24 protein-coding genes are annotated in these 22,231 nt (G+C 69.2%); 7 read left to right on the top strand and 17 right to left on the bottom strand.

Annotated elements, in window-relative coordinates:
- Positions 1 to 3: 3 nt before the first annotated feature.
- From atzF to ACQP1O_RS39135, 5 genes are all read right to left on the bottom strand, one after another.
- Entirely contained in the window at positions 4 to 1,617 is a 1,614-nt protein-coding gene (gene atzF, locus ACQP1O_RS39155) for an allophanate hydrolase (RefSeq protein WP_433563333.1), read from the bottom strand.
- A gap of 42 nt (positions 1,618 to 1,659) precedes the next feature.
- Positions 1,660 to 3,594, bottom strand: a complete 1,935-nt coding sequence (locus ACQP1O_RS39150; RefSeq protein WP_433567942.1) for a 5-oxoprolinase/urea amidolyase family protein — start codon at positions 3,592 to 3,594, stop codon at positions 1,660 to 1,662.
- 74 nt (positions 3,595 to 3,668) lie between these two features.
- On the bottom strand, positions 3,669 to 4,286 hold the full coding sequence (locus ACQP1O_RS39145) for an urea amidolyase associated protein UAAP2 (RefSeq protein ID WP_433563332.1): 618 nt from the start codon (positions 4,284 to 4,286) through the stop codon (positions 3,669 to 3,671).
- Complete coding sequence (locus tag ACQP1O_RS39140; RefSeq protein ID WP_433563331.1) at positions 4,283 to 5,029, bottom strand: DUF1989 domain-containing protein; 747 nt, start codon at positions 5,027 to 5,029, stop codon at positions 4,283 to 4,285. Before ACQP1O_RS39140 ends, ACQP1O_RS39145 begins: the two co-directional genes overlap by 4 nt.
- Before the next feature lie 91 nt (positions 5,030 to 5,120).
- Positions 5,121 to 6,701 (bottom strand): amino acid permease, encoded by a 1,581-nt coding sequence (locus tag ACQP1O_RS39135; protein ID WP_433563330.1) that lies wholly within the window; start codon positions 6,699 to 6,701, stop codon positions 5,121 to 5,123.
- A 226-nt stretch (positions 6,702 to 6,927) separates the two neighbouring features.
- On the opposite strand from ACQP1O_RS39135, the gene ACQP1O_RS39130 reads away from it, so the two are divergent.
- Positions 6,928 to 7,617 carry a TetR/AcrR family transcriptional regulator gene (locus ACQP1O_RS39130; RefSeq protein WP_433563329.1) on the top strand — a complete coding sequence of 230 codons (690 nt, stop codon included), beginning with the start codon at positions 6,928 to 6,930 and terminating at the stop codon, positions 7,615 to 7,617.
- Positions 7,618 to 7,623: 6 nt separating this feature from the next.
- Here the strand turns inward: ACQP1O_RS39130 and ACQP1O_RS39125 are convergent, their stop codons facing one another.
- Complete coding sequence (locus tag ACQP1O_RS39125; RefSeq protein WP_433563328.1) at positions 7,624 to 8,940, bottom strand: TerD family protein; 1,317 nt, start codon at positions 8,938 to 8,940, stop codon at positions 7,624 to 7,626.
- A 174-nt stretch (positions 8,941 to 9,114) separates the two neighbouring features.
- Between ACQP1O_RS39125 and ACQP1O_RS39120 the strand changes: the two genes are divergently transcribed.
- Complete coding sequence (locus ACQP1O_RS39120) at positions 9,115 to 10,743, top strand: MFS transporter (RefSeq protein ID WP_433563327.1); 1,629 nt, start codon at positions 9,115 to 9,117, stop codon at positions 10,741 to 10,743.
- On the opposite strand, the gene ACQP1O_RS39115 is transcribed toward ACQP1O_RS39120, so the two are convergent.
- From ACQP1O_RS39115 to ACQP1O_RS39100, 4 genes are all read right to left on the bottom strand, one after another.
- Positions 10,731 to 11,219, bottom strand: a complete 489-nt coding sequence (locus tag ACQP1O_RS39115) for a hypothetical protein (protein ID WP_433563326.1) — start codon at positions 11,217 to 11,219, stop codon at positions 10,731 to 10,733. The two genes, ACQP1O_RS39120 and ACQP1O_RS39115, sit on opposite strands and share 13 nt — an antisense overlap.
- A gap of 114 nt (positions 11,220 to 11,333) precedes the next feature.
- Positions 11,334 to 11,729: an NUDIX hydrolase gene (locus ACQP1O_RS39110; protein WP_433563325.1), complete on the bottom strand. Its 396-nt coding sequence runs from the start codon at positions 11,727 to 11,729 to the stop codon at positions 11,334 to 11,336.
- 65 nt (positions 11,730 to 11,794) lie between these two features.
- Positions 11,795 to 12,241, bottom strand: coding sequence for a hypothetical protein (locus ACQP1O_RS39105; protein WP_433563324.1), 447 nt, complete (start codon positions 12,239 to 12,241; stop codon positions 11,795 to 11,797).
- Positions 12,242 to 12,404: 163 nt separating this feature from the next.
- Positions 12,405 to 12,935, bottom strand: a complete 531-nt coding sequence (locus tag ACQP1O_RS39100) for a hypothetical protein (protein WP_433563323.1) — start codon at positions 12,933 to 12,935, stop codon at positions 12,405 to 12,407.
- 282 nt (positions 12,936 to 13,217) lie between these two features.
- Between ACQP1O_RS39100 and ACQP1O_RS39095 the strand changes: the two genes are divergently transcribed.
- Positions 13,218 to 13,448 (top strand): serine hydrolase, encoded by a 231-nt coding sequence (locus ACQP1O_RS39095; protein WP_433563322.1) that lies wholly within the window; start codon positions 13,218 to 13,220, stop codon positions 13,446 to 13,448.
- Positions 13,449 to 13,587: 139 nt separating this feature from the next.
- Here the strand turns inward: ACQP1O_RS39095 and ACQP1O_RS39090 are convergent, their stop codons facing one another.
- Complete coding sequence (locus tag ACQP1O_RS39090) at positions 13,588 to 14,178, bottom strand: isochorismatase family protein (RefSeq protein WP_433563321.1); 591 nt, start codon at positions 14,176 to 14,178, stop codon at positions 13,588 to 13,590.
- Between the two features lie 129 nt (positions 14,179 to 14,307).
- Here ACQP1O_RS39090 and ACQP1O_RS39085 point away from each other — a divergent pair, with 129 nt between their 5' ends.
- The gene (locus ACQP1O_RS39085) at positions 14,308 to 15,294 is read left to right on the top strand and encodes a GlxA family transcriptional regulator (RefSeq protein WP_433563320.1); all 987 of its coding nucleotides are present in this window, start codon (positions 14,308 to 14,310) and stop codon (positions 15,292 to 15,294) included.
- A gap of 20 nt (positions 15,295 to 15,314) precedes the next feature.
- Here ACQP1O_RS39085 and ACQP1O_RS39080 read toward each other — a convergent pair whose 3' ends face one another.
- From ACQP1O_RS39080 to ACQP1O_RS39060, 5 genes are all read right to left on the bottom strand, one after another.
- Positions 15,315 to 16,112 (bottom strand): family 1 encapsulin nanocompartment shell protein, encoded by a 798-nt coding sequence (locus tag ACQP1O_RS39080; protein WP_354836349.1) that lies wholly within the window; start codon positions 16,110 to 16,112, stop codon positions 15,315 to 15,317.
- Between the two features lie 62 nt (positions 16,113 to 16,174).
- Positions 16,175 to 17,182, bottom strand: a complete 1,008-nt coding sequence (locus tag ACQP1O_RS39075) for a Dyp-type peroxidase (protein WP_433563319.1) — start codon at positions 17,180 to 17,182, stop codon at positions 16,175 to 16,177.
- A 62-nt stretch (positions 17,183 to 17,244) separates the two neighbouring features.
- Positions 17,245 to 17,571 (bottom strand): LuxR family transcriptional regulator, encoded by a 327-nt coding sequence (locus ACQP1O_RS39070; RefSeq protein ID WP_433563318.1) that lies wholly within the window; start codon positions 17,569 to 17,571, stop codon positions 17,245 to 17,247.
- Positions 17,572 to 17,676: 105 nt separating this feature from the next.
- Positions 17,677 to 18,180, bottom strand: a complete 504-nt coding sequence (locus tag ACQP1O_RS39065) for a dihydrofolate reductase (protein ID WP_433563317.1) — start codon at positions 18,178 to 18,180, stop codon at positions 17,677 to 17,679.
- Positions 18,177 to 18,941: a thymidylate synthase gene (locus tag ACQP1O_RS39060; RefSeq protein WP_433567941.1), complete on the bottom strand. Its 765-nt coding sequence runs from the start codon at positions 18,939 to 18,941 to the stop codon at positions 18,177 to 18,179. The genes ACQP1O_RS39065 and ACQP1O_RS39060 overlap by 4 nt, the downstream gene beginning before the upstream one ends.
- A gap of 62 nt (positions 18,942 to 19,003) precedes the next feature.
- On the opposite strand from ACQP1O_RS39060, the gene cobF reads away from it, so the two are divergent.
- Positions 19,004 to 19,777, top strand: a complete 774-nt coding sequence (gene cobF / locus ACQP1O_RS39055; protein WP_433563316.1) for a precorrin-6A synthase (deacetylating) — start codon at positions 19,004 to 19,006, stop codon at positions 19,775 to 19,777.
- A gap of 68 nt (positions 19,778 to 19,845) precedes the next feature.
- A complete protein-coding gene (locus tag ACQP1O_RS39050) occupies positions 19,846 to 20,712 on the top strand; it encodes an Fpg/Nei family DNA glycosylase (protein WP_433563315.1) in 867 nt (288 codons plus the stop codon).
- Between the two features lie 3 nt (positions 20,713 to 20,715).
- Here the strand turns inward: ACQP1O_RS39050 and ACQP1O_RS39045 are convergent, their stop codons facing one another.
- Positions 20,716 to 21,405 (bottom strand): pyridoxamine 5'-phosphate oxidase family protein, encoded by a 690-nt coding sequence (locus tag ACQP1O_RS39045; RefSeq protein ID WP_433563314.1) that lies wholly within the window; start codon positions 21,403 to 21,405, stop codon positions 20,716 to 20,718.
- Between the two features lie 78 nt (positions 21,406 to 21,483).
- On the opposite strand from ACQP1O_RS39045, the gene ACQP1O_RS39040 reads away from it, so the two are divergent.
- The gene (locus ACQP1O_RS39040; protein WP_433563313.1) at positions 21,484 to 22,179 is read left to right on the top strand and encodes a DUF4184 family protein; all 696 of its coding nucleotides are present in this window, start codon (positions 21,484 to 21,486) and stop codon (positions 22,177 to 22,179) included.
- The last annotated feature ends 52 nt before the right edge of the window (positions 22,180 to 22,231 follow it).

Genomic DNA, 22,231 nt, shown 5'->3' with positions numbered 1-22,231 from the left:
CCGTCAGCTCACGGCCCCGGCCGCCAGCGCCGCGCGCCAGCCGCCGTATTCGCTGATGTCCTTGGCGGATTCGGCGGCCGCGCCGGTGCAGCCGAACCCGGTGTGCCAGGTGCCGTCGGCGAGCTCGACCGCGCCCAGCTGCATGGGGGCGGGCAGGGCCGCGAGGAAGCGGCCGAGGGCGGCGGGCGAGAGCAGCCAGCGTTCCCCGGCCACCGCGACACCGGATTCCATTGCGGGGACCCGGGTTACGGCCGGTTTGGGCGGCACCGTGTCCAACGCGCCCAGACGGTAGTGCGGAGTGGTCTCGACCGGGCCGCACCAGCGCGCGCCCAGCTCGGTCAGCTGAGCTTCGAGGGGTTGGCCGCGCAGGTGCGCGCCGAAGACGACCAGACCGTGCGCGGCCGCGACCATCGCGGGCCAGCACGGCTCGCCGGGGTCGAGTGGGGCGCCGGTGATCAGGGCGGCGATATCGAGCGCCACGGCGTCCTCGAAGGCGCGGGCCAGCACGGTCACGCCGAAATGTGGCTCATCCGTGGGGATCGCGACCGCGCAGAGGTCGAAGAGATTGCAGAAGTTGGTGTAGGTGCCGAGCCGGGCATTCACGGCAATGGGATCGGCGGCGACCTCGGCAATGGTCGGGTGGGCCGGTGCGGTCGGGGTCAGCAGCGCGTCCGCCCCCGCGAGGCTCGCCATGGCGGTAGCGCGCAGGCGTTCCAGCGCGGCCAGATCGGTGACCAGCCGATGCGCGGGTAGCTCCCGGGCGGCACGGATGATGGATCCGACCGTGGGATCGGCCGATTCGGGGTGTGCGTCGATGAATTCGCCCACCGCCGCATAGCGTTCGGCGACCAGCGCGCCGTCGTACAGCAGTCTGGCGGCGGCCAGGAAGGGCTCCGGATCGACTTCCACAATGGTCGCGCCCCGATCGCGCAGTGCCGCGACCGTCCGCTCGAAGGCGCTGCGCCACCGCGGATCCAGATCCGGTAGCGCGCTGAACACCGCGATCACCGGCTGCGGCGGCGCGGCCAGCCGGGTGTCGGCGGGCCACGGCCGGCCCGGCGCACCCGCGGCCATGACGCTCATGGCCCGATCGGCCAGGCGCAGATCGGCGGCGAAGATCGTCACACAGTCATAGGAGCGGCAGGCGGGGACGACGCCCTCGGTGGAGATCACGCCGACGGTCGGCTTGATACCGGCCAGGCCGTGGAACGCGGCCGGTACGCGCCCGGACCCGGCCGTGTCGGTGCCGATGGCGATATCCGCCTCCCCGGTCGCGACCGCGACCGCCGACCCGGAACTCGAACCGCCCGAGACATATCCGGGTCGCAGCGCGTTCTCGACGACGCCGTAGGGCGAGCGGGTGCCGACCAATCCGGTGGCGAACTGGTCGAGATTGGTCTTCCCGACCACGACCGCACCGGCCGCGCGCAGCGCGGCGACCGTGAGCGCGTCCCGATCCGGCGTATACGCGAAGTCGGGACAGGCGGCGGTCGTCGGCAGGCCCGCGACATCCACATTGTCCTTGACGGCGAGGCGCAGTCCTGCCAGAGCGCCTGCGGCGGTGGCGATTTCGGTGTCCACCTCGGTGTCCGGGCGGTGGTGGATCCACACGGTCATGGGGTCTCCTAGATCTGGGATGGGGCGAACGGGCCGAGGCGCTCAGGGTGTTTCGGCGAGTTCGCCCGCCTCGCGCCAGGAATTGCGTTCGGCGGCGAAGGCGTCGGCCTGCCGGGCGCGGAACTCGTCGATGGATATGGCATTGTCCGACAGGAACTTCCGGTAGTCGACGAGACGGAACTCGCCGTCCTCGGACAGCAGCTCGCCGCGGCCCGCGGCGGTGTCGGCGCGCAGGTCGAGCAGTTCCTCGGCGCTCACCGGATACCAGCTGATGCGGTCGAAATACCGCAGCAGCCACGGGTCTTCGCCGACGCCGCTGGAGCGGTGGTTCCACACCTGGGTGGTCCGCCCGACGAACTGGTAGCCGCCGGGACCCTCCATGCCGTAGACGCAGAGGTAGGCGCCGCCGATGCCGACCGCGTTCTCCGGCGTCCAGGTGCGGGCCGGGTTGTATTTGGTGGTGACCAGCCGATGCCGTGGATCGGTCGGGGTGGCCACGGGCGCGCCCAGGTACACGTCGCCCAGACCGAGGACCAGGTATTCGGCCGCGAACACGGTGTCGAAAACCTCGTCCACGGAGGCCAATCCGTTCATCCGGCGGATGAACTCGATATTCCACGGGCACCACGGGGCATCCGCGCGGACGCCGTGCATATAACGGGTGATGGCCTCGCGGGTGGACGGATCGTCCCAGGACAGCGGCAGCCGCACGGTGCGGCTGGGGACCACCAGCTCATCGGCGGGCGGCAGCTCGGCCTCCACCTCGGCGAGCAGACCCATCAGGGTGCGGGTGGGCAGCCGGCCGGGATCGTGGCGCACCTGCAGCGATCGCACGCCCGGGGTGAGTTCGGTGATCCCCGGCTCGGACCGTTCCAGCAGCGCCTGGTGCAGTGCGTGCACGCGGGCGCGCAGCTCCAGATCCAGTGTCATGTCCCCGTATTCGACGAGCAGGCCGTCATTGCCCGCGCGCCGATAGGTGACCGCGGTGTCCGCGCCGTCGCGGCGGGCCAGAACGCCGTCGTCACCGTCGCCGCCCGTGGACAGCACGACCGGCCAGGCGGCCCGGCGCTCGGCCCCGAGCTCGCGCAGCGAGGCCGCGTGGTCGGCGCGGACCGGGACGAAGCGCACGCGGTCGCCCGGCGTGAGCTGGCCCAGCTTCCAGCGCTCGGCCGCCACCACGGTGACCGGGCAGACGAATCCGCCCAGGCTCGGCCCGTCCGGGCCCAGCAGGATCGGGGTGTCGCCCGTGAAGTCCAGCGCGCCGACGGAATACGCGTTGTCGTGGATATTCGACGGGTGCAGTCCCGCCTCGCCGCCGTCCCGCCGCGCCCACTGGGGTTTCGGGCCGATGAGCCGCACGCCGGTCCGATCGGAGTTGAAGTGCACCTCGTAGTCGGTGCCGATGATGGTGTCGAAATCGCTGCGGGTGAAGAACTCCGGCGCGCCGTGCGGTCCCTCGGTGACCGCCAGCTCCCAGCGTCGGGTCAGCACGGGCTGATCGTCGCCGGTCACCCCGGCCGTCACCCGCCCGGGCACGCCGAGCGCGAACTCATCTCCCGCCGCCAGCGCCCGGCCGGTGCCGCCGCCGAACTTGCCGAGGGTGAAAGTCGCACGGCTGCCCAGGTATTCGGGCACCTCGATACCGCCGGCCACCAGCAGGTAGCACCGCATTCCCGGCCCATGCACCATGCCGATGTCCAGCACGCCGCCCGCCGGCACCAGCACACTGCGCCACTGCCGCACCGCGCGGCCGTTCACGGTCACGGGCGCCGGTGCACCGGTGACGCACACCCAGCTGGCGGCGTCGAAGCGCAGGGCCGGTCCGCCCAGGGTGCATTCCAGCCCGGCCGCGCCCTCCGGATTGCCGAGCGCCCGATTGCCCAGCCGGAACGAGAGGTCGTCCATCGGGCCGGACGGCGGCACCCCGACATGCCAGTAGCCGACGCGGCCGGGCCAATCCTGCACGGTCGTCTGCATTCCCGGCCGGATCACCTGGAATGTCGCGGCGGGGGACGGGTGCTCGGGTGCGGTGAGGTCCGGCAGCACGGCGGTCATCGGGTCACCACCATGCGCACCGGCGTGGGGTCGAAGCCATTGCAGGGGTTGTTGATCTGCGGGCAGTTGGAGACCAGCACCAGGGTGTCGATCTCGGCGAGCAGCGTGATCTTCTTGCCCGGCGCCGAGAGCCCGTCCACGATGCCGAGCGTGCCGTCCGACTCGACGGGAACGTTCATGAACCAGTTGATGTTCGAGACCAGATCGCGTTTGCCCAGCCCCCACTTCAGGCCCTCGGCCAGAAAGTTCTCCACACAGGCGTGCTGGTGGCGGGTGTGGTGGCCGTAGCGCAGGGTATTGGACTCCTGCGAGCAGGCCCCGGCCACGGTGTCGTGATTGCCGACATCGTCGGCGACCACGGTCATGAGCGGGGTGCCCGCCTCGGTCAGCAGGACACTGCCGGTGGTCAGGAAGATATTGCGCTGGGCCGTGATCGTCGCCTGTGCGCTGTACCGGTCGGTGTGATCGGCGGCGTTGTAGAGCAGGCAGTCCACCGCCTGATTGCCGTGCAGATCGATGATGTCCAGCTGGTCTCCCGCGCGCACCACGGCCGACCAGGGGGCGCGGGCGGGGACGGTCTCGTCGAGTACGACGGTGCGGGCGGTGGTGATCATGCGCGGGCCTCCAGAGTGCGTGCGTGCCAGTCCTCTTCGGTGTTCTCCACCGCGCGCCGGTATTCCGGGTCGGTACCGTGCGCGAGCGCGAGTTCTTCCGGCGCGGACCAGGCCACGAGGTCGAGCTCGGTCGGGGGAGCGGGGTCGAGCGGGTGTTCGGCATTGGCGACCAGCAGGGTCACCGGCAGGTGCACGAGCAGGTCGACCGCCGCGCCCGCCGCCGCGCCGCCGGTGATCGTCAGCGCGCCATCGGATTCCACGCGCACACCCCGGAAGAACGACACCGTCGGGCCGATATCCCGCGGCTCGAGCCCCTGCTTGACCCCGGCCAGCCGCAGGCCCTGCCGCGCTGCGGGCGAGGGACCGCACAGGGTGTCGTGACGTCCCGAGGAGTCCGCGATCACCGTGGCCAGCACCCGCCCCTGATCGGAGAGCAGCGGATGACCGACGCCCAGATAGGCCTGCCACGGCACCTTCACCGTGTCGGCGACATTCAGCCGCTCCCAGGGCGATTCGGCCCGCAGCAGCAGCAGATGCGCACACGCAGCGCCGAACGGATCCGACAGCCGCACCCGGGTGCCGCGGGCGAGCACCGCATTCGCGTATCCACCCGCCGGAATCCGCTGGGCGAACGTCACTTTCGCGATGTCGACATCCTCGGGGAGCTCGGGTCCGACGCGTTCGGCGGCGGCCGCCTGGGAGCGGGCGTGATCCCGCGCGCCGGTGGTATCGGCTGTGCTCATTGCTACTCCGTTTCTCGGGGATCGCCGGAGACCAGGCCCGCGGTACAGGCGTTGGCCGGGCTCCGGCGATATCATCGGAATGCCCTGTGGATCAGGCGATTTGGGGAATCGGATCGGCGGCGAGGCCGCGCGCGGGGGTCACCATCCGGTGCACCACCGCGCCGACCGCCACCGTGAGCAGCGCGAACAGCGGTGCGGCCCAGAGCATCCACCAGTCGCCGCCGTTCGGGGTGTAGACCGCGGCGCGCGGCCAGGCCAGGTTCACCGCCATGGTGATGCCCCAGATCACGGCGAGCGCATTGATCGCAATGCCGTAGCGGCCCAGCGCGAACAGCTTCGTGCCGGCGGCGTCACCGGCGATATCGGCGGGCCAGCCCTTGATCCGGCGCACCAGCAGCGGCACCGTGACCAGCAGGTACGCGAGGTAGAGCATGACGATGCAGACACTGGCCAGCGTCGCGAAGATGGCGGCATTGCCCAGGTTCACCATCAGCAGGCCGATACCCAGCACGCCGATCACCACGGCGGGCCACACCGGAGTGCCGAAGCGCGGATGCACCGTCGACAGCGGCTTGGCGAACGGCAGCCGCCCGTCGCGGGCCATCGAGAACAGCAGGCGCGAGCCGGCCGTCTGAATCGCCAGGGTGCACACCGTGATCGCGCACGCCACGCAGGCCAGCACCACCTTGCCGGGAACGCTGGTCAGCTTGGCCTCGATCACGTACGCCAGCCCACCACTGGCCAGCGACCCGTCGGTCAGGCTCGGTGCCGCCATGAGCGCGCCCAGCAGGATGAGCCCGCCGCCCAGCGCGGACACGGCCAGCGCCGACAGAATGGTGCGCGGCGCGACGTGCCGCGGATTCCTGGTCTCCTCGGAAAGCTCACCGGCGGAATCGAATCCGACCATGACGTAGGCGGCCATCAATCCGGAGGCCAGGAAGGCGGCCCAGTACGGACCGGCCGCGGCCTGATCGGTGTGCGTGACCACGCCCGGACCGCGGTCGGTGTGGGTGAAGAACACCGCGATCACCGCGATCACACCGATGATCTCGATGGTCACCCCGAGCGAGTTGATGCGCGCCATCCAGTCGATGCCCACCACATTGATGAGGGTGGTGATCACCAGCAGCACGCTGCCCAGCAGCACCGCGTTCGACGCCCCGTCGCGGGAGGTGAGATCGCTGTTCGTGCCGATGAGCTGGAATCCGGACCAGATGGTCGGCAGCACCACCTGCAGCGCGATCGCGGCCGCCGCGGCGGTGACGATCTGGGCGATGATCATCATCCAGCCCGCGAACCAGCCGACGACCTCCCCGGCCAGCCGGCGCGACCACTGATAGATGCAGCCCGAGATCGGGTAGCGGGCGGCCAGTTCCGCGAAGTTCAGCGCCACCAGGAACTGGCCCGCGAACACGATCGGCCAGGTCCAGAAGAAGGCCCCGCCACCGAAGGAGTAGCCGAAGCCGAAGAACTGGAAGATCGTGGTCAGGATGGAGACGAAGGAGAATCCGGCCGCGAAGGAGGCGTAGCGGCCGAGCTTGCGGTGGAGCACCGGCTGATAGCCGAAGCGCGCGAGATCGGCGCTGTCCGAGCTGGTTTCGGGGCTGTTCGTGCTGGTCCCGGCGGTGGCCGGCGGGGGCTGGGGGATGATGGCGTCGGCGGAGGCAACCATGGCGGTGAGTCTTTCGCGAGGCGAATATCTATCGCTTGAAAGTTTTCCGTTCGCGATCGCGGCTCAGGTGACGCCGCTGTATCGGTCGGATGGCCCGCCGTAACTTCTGCATTGCCGGTATTTCTGTCAAATGACAGGAACCTCACCGGGTGGGTCGGCAGCGTGGGTAGGCCGGTCGGCCGTCCGCGTAGACAGGCCGATGGTGCGGGTAGGACAGAATGGCAGGGTGACCCAACTCGGACCCGGTCGTCCTCGCCTCGAACCGCGCCGGCGCGCAGGCCAGACGCCGCGCGCCGAAATCCTCGACGCCGCCGCCGAGTTGTTCACCAGTCACGGCTACGGCAATACCTCCACTCGCGCGGTCGCCGACGCCGTCGGCATCCGGCAGGCCTCGCTGTACCACCACTTCGCCGCCAAGGACGACATTCTCGACGCCCTGCTCGCCGAAACGGTCACCACGCCACTGGAATTGGCGGGCGTCCTGGCCGGGCGGCCCGAGCCCGCGGCCGTGCGGTTGTACGCGCTGGCCTGGTACGACGTCAGCCAGCTGTGCGCGAGCCGCTGGAATCTCGGTGCGCTGTACCTGCTGCCTGAACTGCGCAGCGAACGCTTCGCCCGCTTCCGGGAACGCCGCGACGAGCTGCGCGGCCATTACGAGACGCTGTCCGCCGCCGTCATCACCGAGGCCGGGTCCGTCATCGCCGCGGCCGGCGCGGGCGCGGTGACCGGGGCCGAACTGCTGCCGTTCCGGCTGGTGGAGTCGGTCATCAATATGCGCTCCGACGAGGGCACGGCGCCGGAGTACGCCGAGCAGCTCATTCCCGACGCCATCCTGCGGCTGCTCTGCTGGCCCGGTTCGCTGGCCGAAACCCGGGTCGCCGCACTGGAATTGGCGCGGCGACTCGCTCCGGAGTGATCCGCGTCAGGACTTGCCCTTCGAGGTGCCCCACTTGAGGCCCCAGCCATAGGCCTGATCCACCGCCAGCTTGCCCCAGAACCGGCGCCCCTCCGGCGGGCGCACGAACCGGCCCTCGCGCCGCACCACCAGCTCGCCGTGCACGTTCTCGATCAGCGCCAGCACCATCTCGCGCGAATCATCCTGGCAGCCGCCGACTTCCATCTCGATCGGCGGCGTATTGCGGGGGAACAGGGTCGCGATGGCGTGCACGCCACGGAAGTCCTGCGCGCCCTCGTAGAGCGAGGCGAATACCAGGATGCGGCGGAAATCCGCGATGTGATCGAGATTGATGGACAGGTTCTCGCCGGTCGCGCTGCCGCCGGTGCGATCGTCGCGATCCAGCGCGATGAACGGCGGCTTGTAGAGATCGCCGAAGGTGTCCAGCGCGCTGACACAGCCCCTCGACCCGTCGGCCAGCTCCCAGAACGCGCACAGATCCAGGTCGAGCCCGCCGTTCGCCCGCTTGCGCCCGAACAAACCGCCCGAACTGGGCACCGACCAGTTCAGGTTGACCCGCATGATCCCGGCGGTCGCGCCCTGCTTGGTCAGCGAGACCGCCGGAGCCTCCTTGGTCAGCGAGATCTTGCCGGTATCCGGCCGGGGTGCAGGCGTCGGCGGCGGCCCGAAATTGTGCTGCTGCGCCGGCATCGGCTGCGGGGGAGCGATCGGCGGTCGGGTGGCCGCGGGCTGGGGCGAGGTGACCGGCTGCGGGGGCGTGAGGGGCTGCGAGGGAGCGACGGGCTGCGGCGTATTCGGCTGCGGGGCAGGCGCTTCATCGACGGAGATGCCGAAATCTGTTGCCAGTCCCGCCAGTCCGGAGTCGTAGCCCTGGCCGACCGCGCGAAACTTCCAGCCGCCGTCGCGGCGATACAGCTCGCCCAGCACGAAGGCGGTCTCCGAGGTGGCGTCGGTGCTGTCGAAGCGGGCCAGCTCCACGCCGCCCATATCCACCAAACGCACGTGCAGGCCCTGGAATTGGGCGAAGGTGCCGCCGTCGGCGGAGGCCGCGAGCACGATGGCGTCGATCTGCGGTTCCACCCGGCCCAGGTGCACCGAGAGGGCGTCCACGATCACCGGTCCCGTCTGCTTGCCGTGGTGGCGGACCGCGCCCGAGGCATGCAGCGGCTGGTTGTAGAAGACGAAATCGGCGTCCGAGCGGACCCGGCCGCTCGACAGCAGCAGTGCGGAGGCATCGGCGTCGGGAACCCCGGGTCCCGACTGCCACCCCAGTTCGATCCGAATCTCGGACACCACCACCGGAACGTTGGAACCCTTCAGCATCGACACACGATCCAAACTATCCGATTCGAACATCCGCCGTTCAGAGGTCACCTGTCGGCAAATATTCGGCTGCCCAGTCGCCTCGACATACACTGTTGAACGGAACAATTGGCGCATAGCTGGCTAACGGATAATCGGACTCTTCGGACGGCTGTTCAGCGGCGGGAGCGACGAATGACGGAAACGCAGCTCGACCTGGGTCGCAACAAATGGATCACCCTCGGTGTCCTGGCGCTGGGACTGTCCATGGTGGTGCTGGACGGCACCATCGTTGCGGTCTCCCTGCCCGTCATCATCGACCAATTGCGCCTGAATTTCACTCAGGCGCAATGGATCAACAGCATCTACGCGGTCGTGCTGGCCGCGCTGCTGATCACCAGCGGCCGCCTCGGCGACCGGCTCGGGCGGCGCAAGATGTTCGCCCTGGGCGTGGTGATCTTCGTACTCGGCAGTGTGCTCTCCGCACAGGCCCACAGCGCCTGGCCCCTGCTCCTCGGACGCACCGTGCAGGGCATCGGTGCGGCCGGTGTCATGCCCGGCACGCTGGCCACCATGAACGCCCTCTTCCGGGGCCGTGACCGGGTGATCGCCTTCGCGGTCTGGGGCTCGGTGATCTCCGGCGTGGCCGCCATCGGCCCGCTGCTGGGCGGCTGGCTCACTACCTACTTCACCTGGCCGTGGATCTTCCTGGTGAACGTGCCGCTGGGCGTGGTGGTGCTGATCGGGCTGGTGCTGTACGTCCCGGAGACCCGCATGGGCAAGGCCGCGCCCGGCCTGGACGTGGACGGATTCCTGCTCAGCGCAGCGGGTTTCGCGCTGCTGGTGTTCGCGCTCATCGAGGGCCAGACCTACGGCTGGGGGAAGCCGCTACGAGAATTCCCGCTCGCCGGGTGGAACTGGCCGGCGAGCGCGCCGATCTCGCTGATTCCGATCCTGCTGGTGCTCGGGGTGGCGGCGCTGTACCTGTTCATCCGCTGGGAGCAGCACCGCCGTCTGATCGGCCGCTCGGCGCTGCTGGATCCCGCGCTGTTCCGGATCCCCAGCTTCCGCTGGGGCAACATCACCGCGTTCCTGGTGGCGCTGGGCGAATTCGGCCTGCTGTTCGTGCTGCCGCTGTTCATGGTGAACGTGCTCGGGCTGTCCACCCTCGGCGCGGGCTACGTGCTGGCCGCCATGGCGGTCGGCGCATTCCTGGCCGCGGGGCTCACCGAGCGGCTGGTGCGCCTGTTCGGGCCGGTGCGGGTGGTGCAGCTGGGCCTCGTCTTCGAGGCCGTCGCCGTGGTGCTGGCGGCGCTGTTCGTCACCCCGCACATTTCCGGCTGGTGGCTGGCGGTGCTGCTGATCGGGTACGGCATCGGGCTGGGGATGGCCTCGGCGCAGCTGACCGGGACCGTCCTCGCCGATGTGCCGCCGGAGCAGTCGGGCCAGGGATCGGCCGCCCAGTCCACGGTGCGGCAGATCGGTTCGGCCTTCGGTACCGCGGTCATCGGTGCGCTGCTGTCGGCGGCGCTGGCCCACGATCTGCCCAGAAGGCTCGCACACGTGCCCGATCTGCAGAAACCGGCCGCCGACACCCTCGCCACCGCGACCCGGGAGTCGGCCGGTGGGGCCATCAGCGGGTTGCGGGACCACCACGGCGCCGCGGCCATCGTGGACGCGCTGAGCCGGGCCTTCACCGACTCCACCCGGACCGCGCTGCTGGCCGCGGCACTGTTCCTGCTCGTCGGCCTGGCCTCGGCCGCACTCATCCCGAACCGGCCCGACACGGAGGCGGACGAGGACGAGGAGGCTCAGAGCAGCTGACCGTCGAGGCACATCCCGGATGAGCGGGTGGACGTCTCAGGTTGCACCACACCGGGGTCGAAGGTCCACTGCGAGACCGGGCCTGCCGACTTCCACAGCAGGCCGCCGCTGGTCGGGACGGCCTCGAAGACGTCCCCGACACCGGGGATGAGCTGATCGCCGACGCAGTAGTCGTCGTAATCGGTGCCGGGCTGGCGCGCCCCCGCGCTGAAGCGGCCCGCCGGGTTGGCATCGGCCCCGGGATTCGGCACGGTGCTCCCGCCCGCCCCGCCACCCCGGTACCAGTGCGGACCGGCCGCGTCGCTGCCGCAGGTGAAGGCCGAGCCCCCCGCCACCACCTGTGACCCCTGCGGGTGCGTGCCGCCCGCCCACAGGCAGTCGGCGCCGGAGTCGAAACGGGTGTCCGCCACGGTGCCGAAGCCGAGGCCACCCGCGGCCATCACGGCCGTCGCGAGCAGAGTAAGCGGTTTGATCACTGCAATCACCCTTGATTCGGTGCGATCCGGAATCCGGACCGGCGCATCTCGGGGCGCGGATCCGGTTGGCGTAGTTGCCATTCGGAAATAGCGCGGGTGGTTACAGTGCGAGTGTCAGTCGATCAGGCCGAGTGCGTGCAGCCGCCGGAAGACCAGCAGCGAGCCGGGGGCGACCGCGTCCATGGTGGCGTATTCGCCGAGGGTGAACCAGCGCAGTTCGGCGATCTCCCCGGAGGGGTGCGGCTCGTCGGCGAGCTCGCCGAGGAAGCAGGTCATGTGCAGGCGGGTGCCGGGCGCGTGCCCGTAGGCCTCCGCCTCGAACACGCCCAGCTCGCTGACGCCGGTGGCGGCCACCCCGAGTTCCTCGTGAATCTCCCTGTGCAGGGCCATCTCCGGGGTCTCACCCGGATCGATCTTGCCGCCCGCCATATAGAAGACGTCCTTGCCGGTGGACCGGGTCTGCAACATGCGACGATCCCGGATATGCGCCAGTGCCGCGGTGCGAATCATCCGTCCCACCCTAGCCAGCCCCGGTAGCGCGGGCTATGCGGGCGCCCCCCGCAATCGGCCCGGTGTCAGCAGGCCACGGTCCGCAGCCGCGCCCGGTCGCCGGCCGCGACGGCGCGCACGGCCGCGGCGATGGCGACCACCGGCGGCACCCAGCGCGCCTCGTGGGGCATGATGCTCCACGCGATCCCGCGGCCCGGCTGCGGCAGCGGGATCCGATCACCGTCGGTGTGCACGATCGCTCCCGCGGCGCACAGGCTCTCGATGGCCCGCGCGGCCTTGGCCACGCCGACGACCAGATGGATTTCCCGCCGCTGCGGACCCGGGACCTCGATGACCGGGCCGGAGAGGTTGTTGGCGCGCAGGTATCGGCGCACCCCGGCAGCGACGGACCCGGTGAGTTCGATGGCCGCGATCTGCTCGCCGGTGATCAAGTCGACGCCGTCGCCGGTCGTCTCGATCGTCCATCCATACCGGCGGAAGTCCTCCGCCACAACGCTCAACGCCACGATCATCACCCTCACACCTGCGGCTGTGCATCCGATCCGCCGTGGCTGTGAGGTTCCGTAGAGGACGCTGCGATCACCAGCCACACCAAGGATTCTCGGGCTGTGACCGGGGCCGATACATCGTCCTGTGGTCGCCGATCGCTCAGGGAGATCCCCTAGGTGTGCGGGCTCAGCGGGTGGGCGGGGCGATCTTCCAGTGCCGCTGCAGGGCGTCGGCGATCTCCGGCAGGATGGTCACCGGAATCCGCTTGTGCCGCAATATGGTTCGAATCTCGTCGACCTGTTCACGCTTGCGCATGTCGTAGGCGTTGGCGATGGGCCGCTGCACCGGCGGGATGGACAGCAGCACCAGTTCCCGATGCGGCTCGTCGCCGCCGTTGAGATCCAGAGCGAGGGTCCAGCGGCCCTTCTCGTCCAGCGCGAACCGTCCGGCCACCACCCGATCCCACGCCACCGTCGAGGCGCCCCACGGGGTCCGCCGCACGATCGCGTCCTCGGTCAGCTCCACCCGGTCCCGCCCGAACAGCGCGATCATCAGCCCCACCGCGACGGCCGCGCCGAAGAACAGCCCGGTGAACACTCGATTCAGCCCGAAAACCCCGACCGTGCCCGCGCAGACGACGGCCACCGCGAGTATCCCCGCGGCCACGTACCCGGCCATGCGCCGCCCCGGCACCACGCCCGCCCGCACCATCGTCATTCCGCCTCCCGAAACCGACTGCCGGTCACCGTACCCGCAGGTGCGCGTCGTCGATGAATTCGACGCGGAAGGATCGTCCTCATCCGCACGACGCAATCGACCTTCACCGCCGTCGTCGATATCGCGGACCCCGACGACAGCCGCTTCTACGTCATGCAGACGGACTCCTGAGGGGCTCGAAACCGGAGGATTCCCAGCCGATCTCGACATCGACGCCCCTGTCGACCTACCGTCCTCTACTACCGCCTATCGGTGGTCCCGCATCATCCGAAGGAGCGGCCGATGCCGCACGCCGTCGACCTCGAGCGCCGACTGGCCGACTCGATCGAGGAGCACGGAGTCCCCGGCGCGCAAGTGGCGGTGCTGGTCGGCGGCGAGATCACGGACGCGGCGGCCGGGGTGCTGAACACCGCGACAGGTGTTGCGGCGACCACGGATTCGGTGTTCCAGATCGGCTCGGTCACCAAGGCACGGACCGCGGCGCTGATCATGCAGCTTGCCGCCGAGGGCTGATCGAGCGGACGCCCCGGTGCGCGCCGCCACGCCGGCTACGGCCTCATCAACGGAGACGGCGACCCCGTTGCCCGCTATCAGCACACCAGCCGCGCGATGCCCCGCCAGCCCTGACCGCGATACCCGGTCGGCCCGAGGTTCAGTTCAGCTCGGCGGCGGAGGTTACGACGACACCGTAGAGGTCGGCGATGGTGGCCAGGGCGCTCTCGTGCAGCTGTGCGGCGGTCACCTCGCCGACGGCCGACTTCAGGGGGCGGGTGGCGCAGGCGTCGGCCACGACGGTGGGGTGGTTGCCGCGGAGGAAGGCGCCCTCGGTGGTGAAGGTGACGCACATGTGGGTCATGAAGCCGGCGATGATCAGGTTCTTGTTGCCCGCGGCGTCCACGTGGGCGGCCAGGTCGGTGTCGTGGAAGGCGTTCGGAACCTGTTTGACGACAACGGGTTCGCCGTCGGCCGGGGCCACGGCGGAGTGGATCGCGCCGATGTCGGCGGTGATGTCGTAGGGGGTGCCGGGGCCGCCGTCGTTGACGATGTGGATGATCGCCGAGCCGGCCCGGCGGGCGCGGGCCAGCAGGTCGGCGGCGGCGTCGAGGGCGGGCTGCCAGCCGGTCAGCTCCATCGCACCGCGGGTGTAGGTGGTCTGGTAGTCGACGAGGATCAGGGTCGCGTCGGCCAGGGTGGCCGGGGTCTGATCGAAGCCGCTGAGGTCACGCAGGGTCTGCGCGGGCATGGAGATCCTCCTGGGTTTGCGCATCCGAACCGCCCTGTGCGGTGGACGTTTTCCACGCTATGGGCCGGCGGGCGTGTCGGAAATGTCATGTAGCCTGCAGATTCGGACATGGCGAGGGCGGGAGGAACCGTGGGTGCACCGGCGCGATTCGTCGTCATCGTGCTGTTCGACCGGGTCGATCTGCTGGATGTGACCGGGCCGCCCGAGGTTTTCGCGCTGCTCCAGCGGGAGATGAACGGGGACACCGGGTATCAGGTGGCGCTGGCCGCCGAGACCCTCGACCCCGTCACCACCTCCGCCGGAGTCCGAGTGCTGCCCGACATCACCTTCGCCGAGCTCGCCGGGCGCGCGATCGACACGCTGGTGGTGCCCGGCTCGGTCGAGGTGGACGGCGACGGCCGGGTGCGCGCGCTCAGCGACCCGCGGGTGGTGGCGTGGGTGGCGAAGCTGGCCGCCGACAGCCGCCGCATCGCCTCGGTCTGCGTCGGCGCGCACATTCTGGCCGACGCCGGACTGCTGGACGGCAAGCGCGCCACCACCCACTGGTCCACCGCACAGCAGCTCGCGGCGGAACATCCGGCCGTCACCGTGGACGCCGATCCGATCTTCATTCGCGACCAGAACGTCTGGACCGGTGCGGGACTCACCGCCTGCCTGGACCTGGCCCTCGCAGTGGTCGCCGACGATTTCGGTGACGCCCTCGCACTGCGCGTGGCGCGGCAGCTGGTCATGTTCCTGAAAAGGCCCAGCGGGCAGAGCCAGTTCAGCGTGTCACTCGAACCCATCTCGACCACGCGCCGGATCGACGACCTGCGGCACTACATCGCCCGTCATCTCGCCGAGCCGCTGACGGTCGCGGATCTGGCGGCGCAGGCCCATGTCGGCGAACGGCAGCTGACCCGTATCTTCAAGACCGATCTCGGCGCCACCCCGGCGGCCTATATCGAGTCCGCCCGAGTCGAATTCGCGCGCAATCAGCTGGAGACGACCGATCACACGCTCGAACGGGTGGCGACCCTGAGCGGTTTCAACACCACCGACACCCTCACCCGGGCCTTCCGGCGTGTACTGGACACCACGCCGACGGAGTATCGAAACCGCTTCCGGCTCACCTAGTCTCGCCTCGGATCACCCGGTCACGCCTCGAGCGGGACCGCTGCCTCGGCCGTGTACACCAGGAACGTCAGGCTCTCCTGGAAGTACAGCTGCACCGTCTCGGCATCGTGCGAGAGATAGCCGATGGACAGATCCTGGCCGATCTGCAGATCGAAATCGCCGCCGCGCGTGGACAGGACGAACGCGCCGTCGATGGCCGGCGCCCAGATGATGTCACCGTCGATGAGCCGCTCGATATGGGTGCGGATCGGGTGCCCGTGATCGGAGGTCTCGCTCACCGCGGTGTACAGATCCGCCGACAGCAGCACCGAGTACGGCCCGTCCACACCCGCCAGCCGCAGCTTGCTCAGCGCCTGCGCCACCGCCTCCGGGGCCAGGCGCGGGTCGCCGGGCAGCTTCACCGGCTCGCACGAGGTGGAGGCCCGGACGCCGATGATCCCGGCCGCCGGATAGCCCTCGAAGATGGCGCGATCCTCGGCGAAGGCGATCTTCTTGGCGGCCGTCTTCACCGGATCCAGATCGGCGTCGTGCGCCCCGCGCTCGATATTGTCCAGCTCCTCGCGGGAGAGCGTGAACGGTACCCGCAGCTCCACCAGCGGCAGCACCACGCGCTGGCGGGCCTGCACACCGTCACCGGGGGAGGTGATGGTGGAGGTGCGGCCCAGTCCGGCGGCGGAGTAGTCGGTGCCGTGCGGGCCGGACAGATCGACCACGCGACGACCGGCGATGTGCCGTTTGAAGGTTCGCGTCGCCTCCTCCTCGATGGCCGACCAGGCCTCCGAGGTGATGGGCGCGAGTTCGCGATGCAGGTTGTTCATGCGTCAGCTCCGTTCGGTTCAACGATTCCGTAGCGCCGGTTCAGCGATTCCGTAGGGCCGGTTCAACGATTCCGTAGGGCCCCGATGCCGAGGGATCCATCCCCGGACACAACGCCATTGCCGTCGGGGGATTCCCGCGTGGCAGCCGCCGGCGCGGGTGCGTCCGGCAGCGCGTCGAAGAACCCCGCGGGCGGGGCGAAAAAGGAGGTGCCGGTGACCGCGGTGGAGAAATCCAGGATGCGGTCGTAGGCGGCGTCGGCGGTGCCCTGGAACATGCGGACCAGCATGTTCTCGGTGATGGCCGGGTCGTCGGCGTAGGCGATGTAGTAGGTGCCGAATTCGCCGTCCTGGATCGAGCCGAACGGCATATTGGCGCGCACGATATTGCCGATCTCGTCCTGATCGTTCACGGCCACATGCGAATTCGCGGGCTTGTCGGCGTCGGGCAGTTCGAAGTCGTCGAGTTTCGTTCGCCCGATGACCTTTTCCTGCTCGGTGGTCGACAGCGCCTTCCACGAGCCCAGATCGTGCAGGTACTTCTGCACGATGACGTAACTGCCACCGGCGAATTCGGGATCCTCGTCGCCGACCAGCGCGGCGGTGGCGGCGAGCTGTCCCTCCGGATTCTCGGTGCCGTCCACGAATCCGAGCAGATCACGCTGCTCGAAATAGCGGAAGCCGACCGTCTGATCCACGATGGTGGCCGCGCCGGACAGCCGCTCGGCGATCTTCATCGCCAATTCGAAACAGGCGTCCTGAGTTTCGGCCTTGAGGTGGAACAGCAGGTCGCCCGGCGTGACCGGGGCCTGGTGCCGCTCGCCGACGAAACCCGGAAACTCGTGCAGCTGTGCGGGTTTCGGCCCGGAGAACAGGCGGTCCCAGGCGGCGGACCCGATGCTGGTGATGCACGCGAGGCCGGATCCGGGCACCCGGAATCCGACGGAGCGGCGCAACCCCGGCAGATCTGCGAGCAAATCCCGCGCCACCGTCTCGCCACCCTCGTCGATGGTGACGACGAGGAAGATCGCGGCCGGTGTGAGCGGGTCGAGGATCGGCTGTGGCTCACCCATGGGCACAACCTTATGCCCTGCCGCCGACCGCCGACCCGTCCGGTATGCCCGCGTCCCGAGGACTACTTGGCGACGGTCAGCAGAAATGCCACGTCATCGATGGCTTTCACGCTGTGGCGGGCGTTGGGTATCACAATCAGGTCACCCGCCGAGCCCTTCCACTCGTTGGTGCCGCTGATCACAACCAGCACCCCGTTCAGCACCACGAGGGTCGCCTCGCCCGGATTCTCGTGCTCGGCCAGCGTCTGTCCGGCCGTCAGCGCGATGACCGTCTGGCGCAGGCTGTGGGTGTGGCCGCCATAGATGGTCAACGAACTGCGCCCGCTCGAGGCGGTGGCCGCCAGCTTCAGTTGCTGGCGGGCAACCGCGGTCAGCGATTTCTTGTCCATGGACTGCCTTTCGCCGGAATATCGCTGAGTATGCCGGACGCGCCCGGGACGATCGGCGGTTTCGAGGCGGTGTTTGCAGGAATTGCCGGACTAGGAATACAGGCGTTACCGCAAGCCCGGGGAGACGCGGCGATAACGGCGGAAGCGATAGCGCAGACCCGTCGACGACTCGCGCCAGTCGGCCGCATCGGTCTGCCACGCGCGATCGATGGCCGGAGCCAGGGTGTCGCCATCGATGTCCGAGTCGATCTCGGTGACCATCAGCTCGGTCGCGAAAGGCATTGCGGCACGGTAGATCTCGCCGCCGCCCATGATCCACACCGACTTCTCGCCGGTCATCTGCAGGGCCTCGGCCAGCGAGCCCGCCCGCTCCGCCCCGGCCTCGGACCAGTCCGGCTGCCGGGTCACGACGATATTGCGGCGGCCGTCGAGCGGACGGAAGCGCACCGGCAGCGAATCCCAGGTCCTGCGGCCCATGATCACCGGATGTCCGAAGGTGACGTCCTTGAAATGCGCCATGTCCTCGGGCACGCGCCACGGAATCGTATTGTCCCGCCCGATGATTCCCCGCGGCGTCTGGGCCCAGATCAGCCCGACGGTCCGGTTCACACCGCCACCGGCGCCTTGATGGCCGGATGATGCTGGTAGCCCTGGATTTCCACGTCCTCGTACGCGTAGTCGAACAGCGTGGGCGCGGGCCGCAGGTGCAGCTGCGGGAACGGATAGGGCTCGCGGGTCAGCTGCTCGCGCACCTGGGCCACGTGATTGTCGTAGATGTGCACATCGCCGCCGGTCCAGATGAAGTCACCGGGCAGCAGCTCGGTCTGCTGGGCCACCATGTGGGTCAGCAGTGCGTAGCTGGCGATATTGAACGGCACGCCCAGGAACAGGTCCGCGCTGCGCTGATACAGCTGGCACGACAGCCTGCCGTCGGCCACATAGAACTGGAAGAAGGCGTGGCAGGGGGCCAGCGCCATTTTGTTCAGCTCGGCCACGTTCCACGCCGACACGATGATGCGCCGCGAATCCGGGTCGGTGCGCAGTGTCTGCAGCACCTGCGAGATCTGATCGATGTGGGTGCCGTCCGGGGTCGGCCAGGACCGCCACTGCACGCCGTAGACCGGGCCCAATTCGCCCTGCGCGTCGGCCCATTCGTCCCAGATGGTGACGCCGTGCTCCTGCAGCCACCGCACATTGGAGTCACCGCGCAGGAACCACAGCAGCTCGTAGACGATCGACTTGAGGTGCACCTTCTTGGTGGTGATCAGTGGAAAGCCCTGCGACAGGTCGTAGCGCAGCTGATGCCCGAAAATGCTGCGGGTGCCGGTTCCGGTTCGATCCGCCTTGGGGGTGCCGGACTCCAGCACCATTCGGAGCAGGTCCTCGTACTGGGTATCTCGGGCGCTCTCCACGCCTGGCAAGCTTACGCACCGTGCGGAAGTTGTTTGTGATCGGAATCGGGGCGGGGGACCCGGACCAGGTGACGGTGCAGGCCATCAAGGCCATGTGCCAGGTGAACGTGTTCTTTCTCATCGGCAAGGGGGCCGAGAAGCAGGAACTCACGGACGTGCGGTCGGCCATCCTGGCCGAGTACGCGCGCCAGCCGCATTCGATAGTAGAGATCATCGACCCGCCGCGAGACCGGGGCGTGCCCGCCAGCGGCGCGGACGCCGTCTACCAGGGCGCGGTCACGGACTGGCACGAGGCGCGGGCCGAACTGCTGGAGCGGGCCTTCGCCGAAACCGACGGGGTGGGCGGCATTCTCGTGTGGGGCGACCCGTCCCTGTACGACAGCACGCTGCGCATCGTGGAGCGGGTGCTCGAACGCGAGCGCATCCAGTTCGAGTACGAGGTGATTCCGGGCGTCACCAGCGCGCAGGCGCTGGCAGCCGCGCACCGCATCGTGTTGCACGAGATCGGCGAGCCGCTGCACATCACCACCGGGCGGCGGCTGCGCGAGGAGGGGCTGGTCCCGGGGCAGTCCACGCTGGTGATGCTGGACGGCGAGTGCTCGTTCACGCAGGTGCCGGGCGACGACGTCTACATCTGGTGGGGCGCGTACCTGGGCATGCCCGACGAGGTGATCGTGGAGGGCCCGCTGCGCGTGGTCGAGGGCCGCATCGCCCGCCGGCGCGCGGCCCTGCGCGAGGCCAAGGGCTGGATCATGGACATCTACCTGCTGCGGCAGGCGGGCGCCGCGCGCTGAATCCACCGGGTGTCGGGGTCTGCGGTTAGGGTGGACGACGGAAATGGTCGCCCATTGGAGGAGATCCGTTGCCCGAACTACCGGAGATTGTGGCGCTCGAGCAGTTCCTGGCCGAGCATGCGGTGGGGGCGGTGGTCGGGCGGGTCGACGTGGCGGCCCTGAGCGTGCTGAAGACCTTCGATCCGCCGGTGACCGCGCTGTCGGGGCGGGACGTGACCGGGGTGGGGCACTGGGGCAAGCACCTCGGATTGGATTGCGACGGGCTGTGGTTGATCACGCACCTGTCGCGCGGCGGCTGGCTGCGGTGGATCGATGAGCCCGGGGTCAATCCGCCCAAGCCAGGCAAGGGACCGCTGGCCCTGCGTGTGCACTTCTTCACCCCTGAAGGCGCCACCCCCGCTTTCGATCTCACCGAGGCCGGTACCAAGAAGCGGCTGGCCGTATGGGTCACCGGCGATCCGCTCTCGGTGCCCGGCATCGCGCGGCTGGGGCCCGACGCCCTGGCCGTGAGCGAACCGGAATTCGCCGAGATCCTGCGCGGTACCTCGCAGCGCGTGAAGAACGCGCTCACCGATCAGAGCCTGCTGGCCGGCATCGGCAATGCCTACTCCGACGAAATCCTGCACACGGCAAGGCTTTCGCCGTTCGCCACCTCCGGCACGCTGGACGCCGGACAGGTGGCGCGCCTGTATGCGGCCATGCGCGCCACGCTGTCCGACGCCATCCTGCGCTCGGTGGGCCAGGACGCCGCCCGCCTCAAGGGCGAGAAGCGTTCCGGTTTCCAGGTGCACGCCCGCACCGGCCTGCCGTGCCCGGTGTGCGGCGACACCGTCCGCGAGGTCTCCTACGCGGACAAGTCGTTCCAGTACTGCCCGACCTGCCAGACCGGCGGCAAGATCCTGGCCGATCGCCGCATGTCCCGGTTGCTGAAGTAGCCCCTAGACCACGGCCACCGCATCGGTGTGGCGGTCCAGTACGTGTGCCGGAATCTCCACTCCCGCTTCCAGATCCGCGGCCGGAATCGGGGCGTCGAAGACCTGACGCAGCGGCAGGACACCGGCCCAGACGCCACCGGTGTCGATATCGGCCTGCTCGTCGCGCGGGCCGCCGGTGCGGACCTTGACCGAGGCCTCGGTGAGATCGAGGGCCAGGACCATGGTCGCGGCCATCTCCTTCTTGTTCGGCGAGCGGACCGCGTCCCACGCGCCGGGTGCGGCCTGTTCGACGATGACGCGCAGCGCGTGCATGCGCTCGTCCGGTTCGGTCAGCTCGACCGGCCGGGCGTGGATGACCGCCGAGCGGTAGTTCATGGAGAAGTGCATGGCGGAGCGGGCGTAGACGATGCCGTCCACATGCGTCACGGTCAGCGAGACGTCGCCGGTCATGGCGGCCCGCATATTGCCCGAGCCGGTGGAGCCGTGCAGGTACAGCGTGTCGCCGTCGCGGCCGTAGATGGTCGGGATGACCACCGGGCTGCCGTTCAGGACCACGCCCAGGTGGCAGATGAGCCCGGCGTCGAGGACCGCGTCCAGTTCGGCGCGGTCGGTGCGACCCCGCTCCTTGGACCGGGTGAGGCTGCTGCGCGGGGTGGGTGACAATGGGGTCCGGTTCGAAGCTGTCTCACTCATATGACCAGTTTCGAGGGGGAAATGGCATTACTGAATAGCCAATTCTCCGCAAGATCTACAGACCACTTCGGGGGATCAGTGCCGTTCACGCTCGCACATCCGGCTGCCGTGCTGCCCTTACGGCGGGTGCTGTGGTTTCCGGGACTCGTCGCCGGGAGCATCGCGCCCGACATTCCGTACTACCTGTGGATCGGTGTGGATGGCGAGCTGACGCATGCGCTCCGGGGGCTCCCGGTGGACGTGCTGCTGGGCGCGATCCTGGTGGCCATCGGGTGGGCGCTGCGCGGCACCGTCTCGGGCATGATCGGCAAGGAGATCACCGCGAGCAGGCCGGGGCCGGTGGCGGCGGTGATGGCCCTGCTCATCGGGGCGCTCACTCACCTCGCCTGGGATGCCTTCACCCACACCGACGGTCCAGCCGTGCGTCACTGGGACGTGTTGCGGGAGTCCGTGATCGGACCGCACCGGGTGTACAACGTGATCGGCTACATCTCCTCGATCGGCGGAATGCTGCTGCTCGCAGGCTGCTTCGGTGCCTGGTACCGGCGAGCCCGGCCGGTCGCGCCGGATCCCCGGCGCGCCCTGGTGCTGGCGGCGCTGCTCGCGGTGGCGGTGCTCGCCGGTCTCGTCGCCCGGACCGATCCGGTGGCGCGCGTCAGTCTCTACGACTGCGTTCGGCACATGCTGGTCTACGCAATCACCAGCGCCGCAACGGGTTTCGTGGTGTATGCCCTTGTTTCCGCGGCAGCTTCGGCCGTCACGGGACATCGCTGATCGCACCGCTGTGTGTCGAGTGGCATTCTGATATCAACTGTTTGCCGCATGA

The organism is Nocardia sp. CA-151230, assembly GCF_050942175.1.
Classification (GTDB): domain Bacteria; phylum Actinomycetota; class Actinomycetes; order Mycobacteriales; family Mycobacteriaceae; genus Nocardia.
Note: the sequence above shows the minus strand (reverse complement) of the source record. Positions and strands in the feature narration are given on the sequence as shown.